Source organism: Streptomyces sp. NPDC033131 (assembly GCF_055578365.1).
This window is the reverse complement of record NZ_JBVIPA010000088.1, coordinates 1-13704: the sequence shown is the minus strand read 5'-3', so window position 1 is coordinate 13704 and position 13704 is coordinate 1. Positions and strand designations below refer to the sequence as shown.

General features: G+C 70.1%; 9 protein-coding genes and 1 pseudogene. 7 read left to right on the top strand and 3 right to left on the bottom strand.

Features of this window, described 5'->3' with window-relative positions; translation table 11 throughout:
- Positions 1–395 precede the first annotated feature (395 nt).
- Both abc-f and ACZ5XS_RS45035 read right to left on the bottom strand, forming a co-directional pair.
- Positions 396–2156 (bottom strand): ribosomal protection-like ABC-F family protein, encoded by a 1761-nt coding sequence (gene abc-f / locus ACZ5XS_RS45040; RefSeq protein ID WP_468661519.1) that lies wholly within the window; start codon positions 2154–2156, stop codon positions 396–398.
- Positions 2157–2266: 110 nt separating this feature from the next.
- Positions 2267–4858, bottom strand: coding sequence for an AMP-binding protein (locus tag ACZ5XS_RS45035; protein WP_468661518.1), 2592 nt, complete (start codon positions 4856–4858; stop codon positions 2267–2269).
- A gap of 272 nt (positions 4859–5130) precedes the next feature.
- Between ACZ5XS_RS45035 and ACZ5XS_RS45030 the strand changes: the two genes are divergently transcribed.
- The 7 genes from ACZ5XS_RS45030 to ACZ5XS_RS45000 all read left to right on the top strand — a co-directional run bounded on the left by ACZ5XS_RS45030 (position 5131) and on the right by ACZ5XS_RS45000 (position 13566).
- The gene (locus ACZ5XS_RS45030) at positions 5131–6177 is read left to right on the top strand and encodes an iron ABC transporter substrate-binding protein (protein ID WP_468661517.1); all 1047 of its coding nucleotides are present in this window, start codon (positions 5131–5133) and stop codon (positions 6175–6177) included.
- A gap of 34 nt (positions 6178–6211) precedes the next feature.
- Positions 6212–7813: an ABC transporter permease gene (locus ACZ5XS_RS45025; RefSeq protein ID WP_468661516.1), complete on the top strand. Its 1602-nt coding sequence runs from the start codon at positions 6212–6214 to the stop codon at positions 7811–7813.
- A complete protein-coding gene (locus ACZ5XS_RS45020; RefSeq protein WP_468661515.1) occupies positions 7810–8856 on the top strand; it encodes an ABC transporter ATP-binding protein in 1047 nt (348 codons plus the stop codon). The genes ACZ5XS_RS45025 and ACZ5XS_RS45020 overlap by 4 nt, the downstream gene beginning before the upstream one ends.
- A gap of 180 nt (positions 8857–9036) precedes the next feature.
- The gene (locus ACZ5XS_RS45015; RefSeq protein WP_468661514.1) at positions 9037–10473 is read left to right on the top strand and encodes a polyprenyl synthetase family protein; all 1437 of its coding nucleotides are present in this window, start codon (positions 9037–9039) and stop codon (positions 10471–10473) included.
- A gap of 88 nt (positions 10474–10561) precedes the next feature.
- The gene (locus tag ACZ5XS_RS45010; protein WP_468661513.1) at positions 10562–11155 is read left to right on the top strand and encodes a hypothetical protein; all 594 of its coding nucleotides are present in this window, start codon (positions 10562–10564) and stop codon (positions 11153–11155) included.
- A gap of 611 nt (positions 11156–11766) precedes the next feature.
- On the top strand, positions 11767–12741 hold the full coding sequence (ctaC, locus tag ACZ5XS_RS45005) for an aa3-type cytochrome oxidase subunit II (protein ID WP_468661512.1): 975 nt from the start codon (positions 11767–11769) through the stop codon (positions 12739–12741).
- A 123-nt stretch (positions 12742–12864) separates the two neighbouring features.
- On the top strand, positions 12865–13566 hold the full coding sequence (locus ACZ5XS_RS45000) for a hypothetical protein (protein ID WP_468661511.1): 702 nt from the start codon (positions 12865–12867) through the stop codon (positions 13564–13566).
- Between the two features lie 54 nt (positions 13567–13620).
- Here the strand turns inward: ACZ5XS_RS45000 and ACZ5XS_RS44995 are convergent.
- Positions 13621–13704: pseudogene (locus ACZ5XS_RS44995) on the bottom strand (MerR family transcriptional regulator); the annotation flags it as partial.

The window sequence follows — 13704 nt, the reverse complement described above, 5'->3', positions numbered from 1 at the left end:
AGGTCGGCCATCGCGAACTCCTAGATGAGGTTCGGATCGAACGGACGATTCGAGGAAAGCGCCTCGCCGGCCGGATTCGGCGGGTGTTGACGCCTCTCTTACGGCGGCACGTGTGCTTTTGACGCATCCCATACGCCGGACTCCTCCGCGGGGCACCGAAGCAGTTGCCGCAGGCTCCTCGGAGGGCACCAGCCAGGTGCCCGCGGAGCACGCCAACGGCCCGCACCTGCGAGGTGCGGGCCGTTCAGGTGACGCGGTCAGCGAGCGGGCCGCCCAACGGGCCTCCCACCAGGGCTCCCGGGGCGCGTACCGCACGTCAGGTGAGTGTTCTGAGTGTTCGCATACCTCCCGCCCTTGAGCGTCCGTTCGCGCGGACGACCGGGCGGGTCAAGCCGTCAGTTCCGGCGCGTCTTCTCGGCCGCCGTCGGGAGTTCCAGGCGGGGCCCATGGAAGCGTTCGCGCAGGAGCCGGTCGTGCGTCACCACGACCAGGGTGCCGGTGTAGTGGGCCAGGGCTGCCTCGATCTCTTCCACCAGGGCGGGGGCCAAGTGGTTCGTCGGCTCGTCGAGCAGGAGCAGATCGAGTGGACCGGCCGTCACGAGCCGGGCCAGTTCGAGCTTGCGGCGCTGTCCGACCGACAGGTTCCGTACCCGAACAGTGAGGTCGGCGGCCTGGAACAGGCCGAGCGCAAGGAGTGCGTCGGCATGCTCGTCTGGCTGCCCCGCCCTGTCGGCTGCGAATGCCGCGAGCAGCGTTCGGGCATCGAAGGCGTCGTCGGGCGCGCTTTGCTGGCGCAGGAATCCCACTCGGCGTGGCCGGCGCACGACACCGGTGTCAGGCGTCAGCTCCCCTGCCAGCAGCTGGAGAAGGGTGCTTTTGCCGACACCGTTGGGGCCGGTGATGAGGAGCCGGTCACCAGGGGCGAGTTCCAGGGACGGAACGGACAACCGCCCTTTGACCAGAATGCCTTCAAGGCGCACGGCCGTTGGTGTCTCTCCGGCGGTCGGCGTGCCTTCGACACGGCCTGTGAACCGCAGTGGCCGGGGAGGGGGCGGCACGGGGTGCTCCGTGAGCCGTTGCAACCGCTCGCGTGCGTTCCGGATGCGGCTTTGTGCGCCGTGCGCGCGCGAGCGCGCTCGGAAAGCACCGGCGCCGCTGAATGCCCACGGCCCCTTGCGGGGGATCTCGGCCAGCAGCCCGATGCTGGAGTCGGCGAGGTTTTCCTGCCGGGCGATCTCGTTGCGCCATTGCCCGTGATCCCACGCCCACCGGGCCCTGGCCGCGGCCTTGGCAGCGAGGAAGCCGGCGTATCCATTGCCGTAGCGCCGTACCGTGCGTTGGTCGTGGTCGACTTCCAGAATCGTGTCGGTGACGCGTTCCAGGAACGCTCGATCGTGCGTGGCCACGATGACCGTGCCTCGGTGACGGCGCAGGTGTCCTTCGAGCCAGGCCACTGCCTCGTCGTCCAGATCGTTGGTCGGCTCGTCGAGCAGCAGCAGTTCGGGAGCCAAGGCCAGGGTGGCGGCGAGCGCGAGCCGGGAGCGCTGCCCTCCGGAAAGGGTGCTCAGCGCACGCTGCCGGTCCAGTGGCGCGTGTTCGCCGAGCCGGCGGAGGCTCACCTCGACCCGGCGGTCCGCTCCGTGCCCGCCCCGCGCATCGAACTCGGCCACCAGGGCGGCGTAGCGCTCGAATTCCGCGGGGCCGGCCGTGCCCAGTGCGGCCTCGGCGACACGCATACGGTGCTCCAGGGCGCGCAGGTCGCCCAGTACGTGATCCACGGCATCTCCCACGCGCGCCGAACCCGGCAGGTCGAGAGTCTGGCGAAGGTGGCCGGTCCCTCCTGGTGCCATGACGGTCAGGCTGCCGTTGTCGACAGGCTCCTGTCCCGCCAGCAGCCGCAGGAGCGTGGACTTCCCAGAACCGTTGTCTCCGACGATCCCGACCTTTTCGCCCGGCCGGACAGTGAGAGACACGCGGTCCGTCACAACGCGGTCGCCGTAGCGCTTGGTCACCTCGGCAAGAGCGATCTGAGATGTCGTGAGAGGAGGAGCAGCGACGGTGGTGCCGACCGGAGCACGGTGCAAGAGCAGTCCTTTGCTGGGCGAACAGGATCGTGTGGCGGGCAGTAGGAGCACCAGCTGCCGACCGATGAACATGAAGTTAGACGATACGGTCCGTCTCGTCAAGCACGCCCTGCGCGCCCGCGACGCCGAGGCCGCCTTCTACGGCGTCGTCAGCCCCGGCGCGGAGTGGTGTGAGCAGGCCCTCAACGACGCGCTGCCAGCCGGATTGTGCCCGGCTGCTCCAGCGACGGAGGCACCGCGCGCACAACACGCACGGCACGCACCCGTTCCAGCAGTCTGCGCGTCAGACGCGAGGCCACCGCTCCGTACATCACGCCGAACACCAGGGAGACCAGCAGAGCCAGCACCGGAGAGTGGTCGCGCAGGTAGGGGTAGACGTGGAAGTGCGTCAGGTAGATGTACAGGGAGCTGCCCGCCAGGACGCCCGCCAGCCGGTTGACCGGGTCCACGCTGGGCAGGGCCGGGATCCACAGCAGGAGTGTCAGGCCGCCGACGACGACCGAGGTCCGCAGGGACTGTCCGGCGGGGAACAGCCCCGGCACGGTGATCAGCAGGACAGCGGACAGCAGCAGCCGATGCGCGGTCGTACGGGCTCGCGCGGCCGCCCAGCCCAGGGCGAACAGGAAGAAGACGACGGTGGGGCTGAGGTGGTAGCGGATGTGCGCGAGGTCCAGCGGGTCGTACCGCCCGACCAGCCCCAGGGCCACCAGCGCCAGGGCGAAGCCGAACGGGCTGCGTCGTTCCAGGCGGTCGAGCAGCGGGACCGCCAGCAGCGCCGCGAGGCCGGTCAGGAAGTAGACCAGTGCCTCGACGAACCAGTACCGCCACTCCGGGTCCGAGTTGTCCTGCGGGAAGAGGCTGTTGGCCAGCACGATGTTGGCCAGGTCGTATTCGCGGGTCAGCAGCAGCGCAAAGGTGATCCACACGATGCTCGGCAGGGCGATGCGCGCGACGCTGCGCCACAGCCTGCGCAGGCGGTCCCGTCGTTCGTGTGCCGTGAGGTGGAAACGGGCGAAGTTGAAGCCGGCGACTCCGAGCAGTATGTGCGCACCGCCCTGGACGGCGAACACGGGGATGTGTGAGCCGACGATCACGACGATGCCTATCGCCCGCAGGGCGATTCCGGTGTCCAGGGTGCGCCGCGGCCCTCGCTTTCGGTCCGGGCTCCCGGCCGGGCGCCGGGCGCCGTCATGGCGGCGCAGGTCCCGGATCGGTGTGTTGTGCCAGTCGGGGGGAAGCGCGCCCAGGGCCTGCTCCAGTCGCAGTGACATCTCGACGTAGGAGAGCGAGTCGCCGCCCAGGCCGACGAAGCTGCTGTCCTCGGTGATGTCGGTCCGGTCGAGGATTTCGGCGTAGAGGGCGCGGAGGCTGTCGGTGGTGGTGCCGTGCCGGGGCAGCGGTGCCTCCGACTCGCGCGCCAGCCGCCGTACGGCCTGGTAGTCCGGCTTGCCCGAGGCGAGCCGCGGGAGTTCCGGCACGATCCGTGCGCGTATCGCGCGGGGCGGCAGACCACATCCCTCCGCCACCAGGCTCCGGACGCGTGCCGCGTCGATGCCCTCGGCGCGGATCGCCACCACGGCCAGCGTGTCGTCGTCGCCCGCGCACGACGCGGGTATGCCGTGCTCCTCCAGGATCGCCTCGACGCGCTGCGGGTCTATCCGCAGGCCCAGAATCTTGGCGAACCGGCTGCGTCGCCCCACGATCTCGTACAAACCGTCGGGCGCAAGTCGGGCGATGTCGCCGGTGTGCAATTCCTCGACAGTCCTCCCCTGTGCGAGGTCGGCCGCGCTCTCGGCGTACCCGAGCATGACGTTCGGGCCGGAGTAGACCAGTTCGCCGGTGTCCGGCTCGTCGATGCCGTCCACCGGTCGGATCCGGAAGGAGCCGCCGGGGACCGGTACTCCTATGGCCTGAGGGCGCTCGGCCGCGAGGGCGGGGGGCAGATAGGCCATGCGGGCCGTCGCCTCCGTCTGCCCGTACATCACGAACAGCTCCCAGCCCGCGCGGCGACCCGACTCCGCGTAGTGGGCGACCCGTTCGGGCGCCAGACGTCCCCCGGCCTGGGTGACGTACCGCAGGTGGGGCAGCCGCATGCGCTCGAAGCCGACCCGGTCGAGCAGGTCGAAGGTGTACGGCACCCCGGCGAGCGCGGTGCCGCGGGCGGCGCGGAACTCGTCCCAGAAGCCGGCGTCGGCCACCGACCGTTCGGTGAGGACCAGTCCGGCGCCGCGCAGCAGGTGGCTGTGGATGACGGACAGGCCGTAGCAGTAGTGCATGGGCAGGGTCGTCGCGGCGCGGTCGGTGTCGCGGATGTCCAGGTACGTGGCGATGGATTCGGCGTTGGACCGAAGGTTCTCGGCGGAGAGCCGGACCAGCTTGGGGGAACCGGTCGAACCGGAGGTGGACAGCAGCAGGGCGAGATCCGGGTGAAGGGTGTGGGTGCTCTCGCGTCGCCGTTCGTCGAGCACCCAGGAGCCGTCCCCGTCCGGCCGCGCGACCACGTCCGGGTCGTACGCGGCGCTCAGGGCGTCGATGCTGCCGGCGCTGTCGCCGGGGACGAGCAGGACGGGGTGGCCGGCCGAGAGGGCCGCGAGGTGGACGACCAGGGAGTCGGCTCGGTTGGCCCCCGCCAGCAGGACCAAGCGGCGTGTGGGACCGAGGCGTTCGGCGGTGGCGGCGACCCGCTCGGCGAGTGCGCGGTAGCTGACCTCGCCCTGCGGCGTGAAAAGCGCGGTGCGGTCGCCGTACGCCGCGAGGTCCCGTGCGAACGGCACACCACGCCGCCGTACGGGCGGTCGCGGGAAGGGAATCCTGGTACGCGGAGTCGAAACGGCGGATGGGGCCGAAAGGGACCCGAAACGGTCTATCACGGGCGCGTGACCTTTCTGCGGCAGCGTCCGCAACTAACACAAGCCCCTTGACGGTTAGGCAAGCTTTACCTTATTCATAGCATGTTCACAGTTGGCTGAAAAGGATCGTTCCGCCGCTCGCTGACCGACGACGCGACCGCGGCGTCCCGGCGGGCCACGCAGGAAGGCACACCCACATGCGACGCCCCACGGCTCGCCGGATCACCGCGCTCGTCGCGGCCGGCCTGCTCCTCCCCGCCCTCGCCGCCTGCGGCTCCGACAGCGACAAGGGCGGCTCGGCGGACGGCGGCGACTCGGCCCTCGTCATCTACTCCGGACGCAACGAGAAGCTGGTCAAGCCGATCCTCGACAAGCTGGAGAAGGCCGTCGGCAGCAAGGTCGAGGTCCGGTACGGCGACAGCGCCGAACTGGCCGCGCAGATCCTGGAGGAGGGCGACCGCACCAAGGCAGGGCTGTTCTTCTCGCAGGACGCGGGCGCGCTCGGCGCGCTCTCCAAGGAGGGCATGCTGGCGAAGCTGCCGCAGTCGAGCCTCGACGCCGTGGACCCTGCCTACCGCGGCGGCGCCGGCGACTGGGTGGGGCTGTCGGGGCGCGTGCGCGTCATCGCCTACAACCCGGACAAGGTCACCGAGGACGAGGTCCCGGACAGCGTCCACGACGTGGTGAAGCCCGAGTGGAAGGGCAAGGTCGGCTTCGCCCCCACCAACGCCTCCTTCCAGGCCTTCGTCACCGGCATGCGCGTCCTGGAGGGCGACGACGCCACACGCGAGTGGCTCAAGGGCCTCAAGGCCAACGGCACGACGTACGCCAACAACCTCGCCACCCTCGACGCCGTCGAGTCCGGCGAGGTCTCCCTCGGCCTGGTCAACCACTACTACTGGTACGAGCGGGTCGCCGAGAAGGGCGAGGACAAGGTCAACGCCAAGCTCAACTTCCTCCCGGGCAAGGACCCCGGCGCGCTGATCAACGTGGCCGGCGTCGGCATCCTCAAGGACGGCGGCCAGACCGCGACCGCCCAGAAGGCCGTCGACTACCTGCTGTCCAAGGAGGCGCAGACCTACTTCGCCGACAAGACGAAGGAGTACCCACTGGCCGCGGGCGTCACCAGCAACGTCGAGGGCCTGCCGCCGTTCGACTCCCTCAACTCCCCCGGCATCGACCTCGGCAAGCTGGAATCCCTCCAGGAGACGCTGGCCGTGCTCCAGGACGTCGGGCTGGTCTGAGGACCTGGGTCCGGACGGAAACCGTGAGCGCAACGTGACCACAGCCCCCTCCGCGGCCCGCCCGGCCGGAGCACCCGCTCCGGCCGGGCGCCGACGCGTCCGCACCACCCGCCAGAACGGCGCCGGTTCCGGCCGCAGACCCCCGCTGGTCCTGCTCGTCCCCGCCTGCGTCGCCGCCCTGTTCGCCCTGCTGCCGCTCGGCTACCTCGCCATCCGCTCCCTCGAACGCGGTCCGGGCTACGCCTTCGACGTCATCGCCGACGAACGCACCCTCCACCTCGTGGGCCGCAGCCTCGGCCTGACGGCGGTCGTCGTGGTGGCCTGCCTGGTCCTGGGTGTCTCGCTGGCCTGGCTGACCGTGCGCACCGCCCTGCCAGGGGCCCGCGCCTGGTCCGTGCTGGCCACGCTGCCGCTCGCCGTGCCCAGCTACGTCGCCGCCTTCACCTGGCTGGCCGCCGTCCCCGAGACCACGGGCTTCCTCGGGGCCGCGCTCGCCCTGACCCTGGTGAGTTTTCCGTACGTCCATCTGCCGGTCGCCGCCGCGCTGCGCGGCATCGACCCGGCTCAGGAAGAGGCCGCCCACTCCCTCGGTCACGGCCCTGTGGGCACGTTCCTCCGGGTCACCCTCCCCCAGCTCCGCCCGGCCGCCGCGGGCGGGGCGCTGCTCGTCGCGCTGTACGTGCTCTCCGACTTCGGCGCCGTCTCGCTGATGCGGTACGACACGTTCACCCGGGCCATCCACACCTCCTACCGGGCCTCCTTCGACCGCACCCCGGCCGCCGCTCTCAGCGTCGTGCTGGTGGTGATGACGGTGGCGCTGGTCGCCGCCGAGGCCCGTACCCGGGGCCGCGCGGGACACGCCAGGACCGGCGGCGGGACGGCACGACCCGCCGCCCCGCTACCGCTGGGACACTGGCGCATCCCCGCCCTCGCCTGGTGCGCGACGGTGGTCGCCGCCGCCGTCGCCTTCCCGCTCGGCACCCTCGGCTACTGGCTGACCGTCGGTTCGTCCGCGACCTGGGACCTCGCCGCCGTCACCGAGGCAGCCGGGGCCACGCTCGGCGTCGCCGCCGCCGGAGCCGCCCTCACCACCCTGCTCGCGCTGCCCGTCGGAGTGATCGCCGCACGGCACCGGGGGCGCGGCACCCGGCTGCTGGAGCAGGCCGCCTACGCGGGACACGCGCTGCCCGGCATCACCGTCGCGCTCTCCCTGGTCTTCTTCGCGGTCCGCTACGCCTATCCGCTCTACCAGCAACTCCCCCTGCTGGTCTGCGCGTACGCCGTCCTCTTCCTGCCGGTCGCGGTGGCCGCCACCCGGGCCGCCGTCCTGCAGGCGCCGCCCGTGCTGGAGGACGTGGCCCGCTCGCTGGGCAGATCACCCCTGCGGGTCCTGCGCGAGGTGACCGTGCCGCTGGCCGCACCCGGGGTGGCGGCCGGCGCGGCCCTCACCTTCGTCGTCTGCATGAAGGAACTGCCCGCCACCCTGCTCCTGCGCCCCACCGGCATGGACACCCTCGCCACCCGCCTGTGGACCGAGACCGGAGCCGGCTCCTTCGCGGCCGCCGCCCCGTACGCCGCCGCACTCATCCTGCTCGCCGCCGTCCCCTCCTACCTCCTGGGCAGGCACCGCACGTGAACGATCTCCGCATCGCGCAACTGGCCAAGTCCTACGGCCCCGAAGCCCCGGTCCTCCAGGGGCTGGACCTCTCGGTACCGGCCGGCTCGCTGGCCGCCGTGCTCGGTCCCTCCGGCTGCGGCAAGACCACCCTGCTGCGCATCGTCGCGGGGTTCCTGCGCGCCGACGCGGGCACGGTCACCGTCGGCGGGCGCACCCTGACCGGCCCCGGCGTCCATCTGCCCCCGGAGCGGCGCCGCGTCGGCATCGTCCCGCAGGAGGGGGCGCTCTTTCCGCACCTCAGCGTGGCGCGCAATGTGGCCTTCGGCCTGACCGGAACGGACCGCGGCGAGCGCCGCCGCCGCACGGAGGACATGCTCGACCTGGTCGGGCTCGCCGGGTACGGCGACCGGATGCCGCACGAACTGTCCGGGGGACAGCAGCAGCGCATCGCCCTGGCCAGGGCGCTCGCCCCGAGCCCCGCACTCGTCCTGCTCGACGAACCCTTCAACGCCCTCGACAGCGCCCTGCGCACCGGCGTACGGGCGGACGTACGCGCCGCCCTGCGGGTGACCGGGGCCACGGCGCTGCTGGTCACGCACGACCAGCAGGAGGCACTGTCCACCGCCGACCTCGTGGCCGTCGTACGGCAGGGCCGGGTCGTCCAGTGCGACACCCCGCAGGAGCTCTACCGACGCCCCGCCGATCCATGGGTCGCCGGTTTCGTGGGTGACGCCGTACTCCTCCAGGGGACGGTCGGCAGCAGCGGCTCCACGGCCGTCACACCGCTGGGCGCCGTGGCACTGGCCTCACCACCGAACGGGCGGCGCACCGGCACGGTGGTACTGCGCCCCGAGCAGTTGCGGCTCACCGACGCGGACACGGCGGGGGCGGTACGGGGCACCGTGACCGACGTCTGCTTCTACGGCCACGACGCCAAAGTGACCGTCGCCGTGCCGGGCCTCGACAGCACGGTGGACGTCCGCGTCGCGGGCCCGCTGTCGGTCGGCCCCGGCCAGGAGACCGGCATCCGCGTGACGGGCGAGGTCACACTGCACCCGTAGGCAGTACCGCGGCCATCCCTGCCGTCACGGTTCCTCACCTCGGAACGAGCCTGATCGTTTCTGCGGTGAAGTCGCTCGGCCTCCTGGGTGAGCGGAGGTCGGCTGACGGCGCGTCGGGGCCGTCTTGCCGCTATCTCACTCGGGAGCGGGCGGAAGGCCCGGACAAACCAAGGAGTAGCGATGTCGACCATCACCGACCGGTCCGTGACCCGGCAGGGCCTGCGCACGCTGTTCGGCCTCGACGGGACTCGGTTCGCAGGGAGTTACGACCCGGACAACCGCCGCAGGGGTGCGTTCGCGGACGCGTTCCTGCAGCTGCCGGACGGGTCGGACGTCCGTCGGGCGGCGCTGCCGGTGGAGAACGTGCGGGCGGAGCGCTTCCGTCTGCACGGGGGGATGGATCTGGCGGCGCTGCGACGGGAGGTGGACGGGCCGTACCGCGAGGTGTGTGACGAGCTGGGCGGGATCCCGCTGTTCGGCCACGACGACTCCGACCTCACCCGAAGGCACAACCAGGCGTGGGCCGAACACCTGGGGCGTGAGGTGTGGTCGTCGTCGTGGCAGCATCACTACGCCGCGGCGCTGCTGATCCACCTGTACCGGCGGATCACGCCGCCGGAGTATCGGACGCCGGCTCACATGCGGCTGGTCTACGCGGTGGCGACGGCGGCGGACTGGCTGACCACGCTGACCATCCTCATGGACGACTGGATGGACGGAGCACGCGTGCGCAACGGCCGTCCGGCCTGGCACGTGCGCCATCCACGCTCGTTCGCCAACGACACCCTCATCCTGGCGGCCCAGGCAATGAACGTGCTCTCGTCAGCGGTGCCGGACCATCACCCCTTCAAACAGGAACTGCACGACCGCGCGGTGCGGCAGATCAAGCACTGCGCGCACTACTTCGCGTACCAGGCGGAACAGGATCTGAGGCGTACGCGGGTTCCGGCCGCCGGGGCCGCCCCCTCCTCCGTGCCGGTGGACCACCTCACGCTGGACTCCTACCGCAGCGTCGTGTTCAACCGCGCGACGGACTGGATCCACTTCATCGTCGACATGAGCCGCCTGCTGGCCTGCTACGGAGCGGCAGTCACGGACGGTGAAGCTCTCACGGACTACATCGCGGGTGCGACGACCGCGGCCTGTCTGATCGACGACATCGTCGACGATCCCACAGGTGAGGACGTCCGCAACGGTGAGCCGACGATTCAGCTCTGCCTCGCCGTGCACAAGGCGAAGGGGCTGCTGGGGCCGTTGGCCGACGAGGACGCGGCCGACATGCTGCTCACGCTCAGGAACCGCGTCGGTGTGGACACCGACGCGGACGCCGGGGCGGTGCAGGACATGTACGCCCGGCACGGGATCAGTGAACTGGCTCTGGACTACCTGGAGGCGGTTCTGGACCGTCTTCCGCAGGTGCGGCGGGCAGCGCTGGAGGAGTGCGGCGCCCCGGGAGACATCCCGGCGTTCATGTTCCAGTGGCTGGCCATCGACCGGGACGGCGTCACGGAACGTGCCGAGGAGAGCATCGATCTCCTGAGCCAGGAACGCTTCCGGGACCTCGTCGCCCAACTGGCCCACGCCGACGAGGAGCAGACCGTCGCCGCGCACCACTGAGCCCTCGCCGGCCTCGGTCACAGCCAACGCCGGACGGTGAAGGCAACGCCGGGGCCGGCCAGACCGGACCATCCTCCAGAATCGGGGCATGGACGTCTCCAAGCTGCTGGAAGCAGCTTCACTGCTGGTCCCGGAAGAGTTCGCCACCGAGAACGACATCACGGTGAACGACGTCTGGGACTACCTCACCCACGACGAGTGGGAAGTAGCTCTCGAGCTGCTGGAGCAACTGGGAAACGTCCGCCCGCTTCCGCTCAGCTTCTGGCAGGCCCTTGCCACCGCCGCCGAACAGCTGCGGCTGGACAGAAGCGCGGCCTGGTGTCGCTGGCGGTGCTATGAAACCCGACACGGCATCATCCGAGCCGACCTCACCCTCAGACCTGCCGAGGAGGCCCGTCGACAGACACCCTTCTCGGGAGCCGGCGTCCTGCGTCCCATGTGGAACACCGGGCGTCGAACGCCGACAGGCGATCCGGACTTCTCCATCGCCGGCCTTTGGGCAGAGTTCGCGCCCATCATGGAGCCTGGCGGGCGGGCCACGGTGCGTCTCGCCCCACTCTCCCCGTCGAACTGGCAGCACCTGCAGCCCGGTCAAGTGATCACCATGCACGAGGACCGGACCGTCGCCGGAACAGCGGTCATCCTGGACGTTCAGCGCCCCTCGGCTTCGGCGCCCGCATAGCAACGGCTGCCGTCTCGCGGAGCATGTCCCTCACGGCAAGCCGCCCCCCTGGGAGACGACTGCGCCACCGTCGCCCTGCCGGCGGACACCCTTCCTTGCAGCCGACGAGACCATCGACAAGTCCGATCGGACATGCCCCTGGACGAGGCGCCAGGCCCACGGTGAACGACCCCGGCGCACTTCAGAACGGACATCATGCCCTCCGCCGCTCCGTGCGCCTCGTGCGCAGCCCTCGATGCCTCGGCAAGTGCCAACTCGGCTGAAGTGTCGTGGGGTTGTTCCGGGGCGGACTCGGGTCTTCCGGTGTCAGCACGCGGTTGACGCGTGCGGTGTCGAGGACTGTTCCCAGGCGGCGACGACGAGGGTGGAGAGAGGCGGCCAGGGGCGATGAAGCCGGCGCCGGTGATGCCTCCGGACCTGCCTGGCCGGGCAGATGAAGTCTTCTGAGCGCCGGGCTTCGGCGGCGCGTTGGGCACTCTGCCGACTTGAGCCCCAGTAGTGTTTTGTCCGCATAAAGACCCCAGACTCGATCTCCAGCCCGCGTGAGGGACGTGACCGACCGGTGAGGCGGCCCTTCCGACCTGCGGGCGAGACCCTCAGGAAGGCGCTACGTGAGTCCCAACGGCCATGACCGCTACCCGCGGCGTCCGATGCGGCAAAGGCTGCTGCAGGCGCTGACTGCGGGCCTCATTCTGGTGACCGCCTCCGGTTGCGAATACACATGGCAGGACTTCCCCCGCCTCGGGATGCCCACGCCGGTCACGGAAGAAGCACCGCGGATCCTTTCCCTGTGGCAGGGCTCGTGGGCCGCGGCACTCGCCGTGGGCGCGCTGGTGTGGGGGCTGATCCTGTGGGCGGCCATCTTTCACCGGCGCACCAGGACCAAGGTCGAGGTTCCCGCGCAGACCCGGTACAACATGCCCATCGAGGCGCTGTACACCGTGGTCCCGCTGATCATCGTCTCGGTACTCTTCTACTTCACCGCCCGTGACGAGGCCGAGCTCCTCGACCTCTCAGAAAAGCCCGCCCACACCATCGGCGTGGTCGGCTTCCAGTGGAGCTGGGGATTCAACTACATCGAGAACGTGGACGGCCGCGCCGGCACCGGCGACGCGAAAGCCGACCCGAACCTGGGAATCGTTCCGGACCGGTACACGAGGGCCTTCCCCGCGGGCGCCGAGGGCGTCTACGACGTCGGCACCCCGACCACCCGCAACCCGCAGAACGGCAACCCCGGCCCGACACTGTGGCTACCCAAGGGAGAAAAGGTCCGCTTCGTTTTGTCCTCCCGTGACGTCATCCACTCCTTCTGGGTACTGCCGTTCCTGATGAAGCAGGACGTCTTCCCGGGCCACAACGTCAACGCCTTCGAGGTCACTCCCTCTCGTGAGGGCACCTTCCGGGGGAAGTGCGCCGAACTCTGCGGTGTCGACCACGCCCGAATGCTGTTCAACGTCAAGGTCGTCTCCCCGGAGCGCTACCAGCAGCACTTGAAGGAACTGGCCGCGAAGGGGCAGACCGGCTTCATCCCCGCAGGCATCGAAATCACCGACCCGGCCAGAAATTCCGAGCCGCGCAAACTGTGAGAGGGCATTTACACCCCGCTTCCCGATGGCACGGCGGCCCTGTACCGATGAGGGAACCGCGGCACTGGCTGGACTCGTGTCCTGGTACGGGTGGGGGAAACCGGACGGGGTCGCGGGGGAATCATGCAGATCATCGAGGTCACCGGGTATGCCGTCCGATCTGCTGTGATCACCATGAGGCGGACAGGGAAGCCACTTGAATTCGTGATCTTCCCGATGCTGCATGTGGCTTCGCCGACGTTCTACTCCCAAGTCCGCATCCGGCTCAGGCAATGCGACCTCATAGTCATGGAGGGAATCCGAGGGCATTCGGTCGGAGTGAGTGCCCTCACGCTTGCCTACCGGTTCGCGCCACGGCGTCGGCGCAACGGCCTGCAGGAGCAGCGCGAGGAACTGCTGCTTCCCGCGTCGGTGCCGGTGGTCCACCCGGATGTGACCGCGGCGGAGATGATCGCAGATCTGAAGACACTGCCGCGGTGGACCTACCTGCTTCTCTTGGTCGCGGCTCCCGTGATGGGTCTGGTGTTCGCCCTACGCGGTCCGCGTGCCTTCCTCGATGAGGATCTGGCGGTCGACGATCTGCCGTCCACGCTGCGGGCGGAGATGCTGGCCGACGATCCTGTGGAGCGTGCGATAACCGGTCGGCGCGACACGCAGCTGCTCGACGCGCTCGGCCAGATCCACAGGGAGCGCGCCGACGAGCCGATCCGGGTGGCCATCGTCTACGGTGCCGGCCACGTCCCGGCCATCGTGTCGGGCCTGATGGATCGTTACGGGTACCGGGCGCGTGAAGCGGAATGGCTTACTGTCCTTGTCCCGGCGTAGACGCAGGGCGAAACCGGTTCTGCGCGGTCCGGGCAGGTGCGGCTCTCAGGCGGGTCAGGCTGCGGCCGTCGGGTTGGCCGACTGGGCGGCGTGGCGGTGTTCGGCGTTGATGCGCTTGGCTTCTTCGAGTTGGTCTTC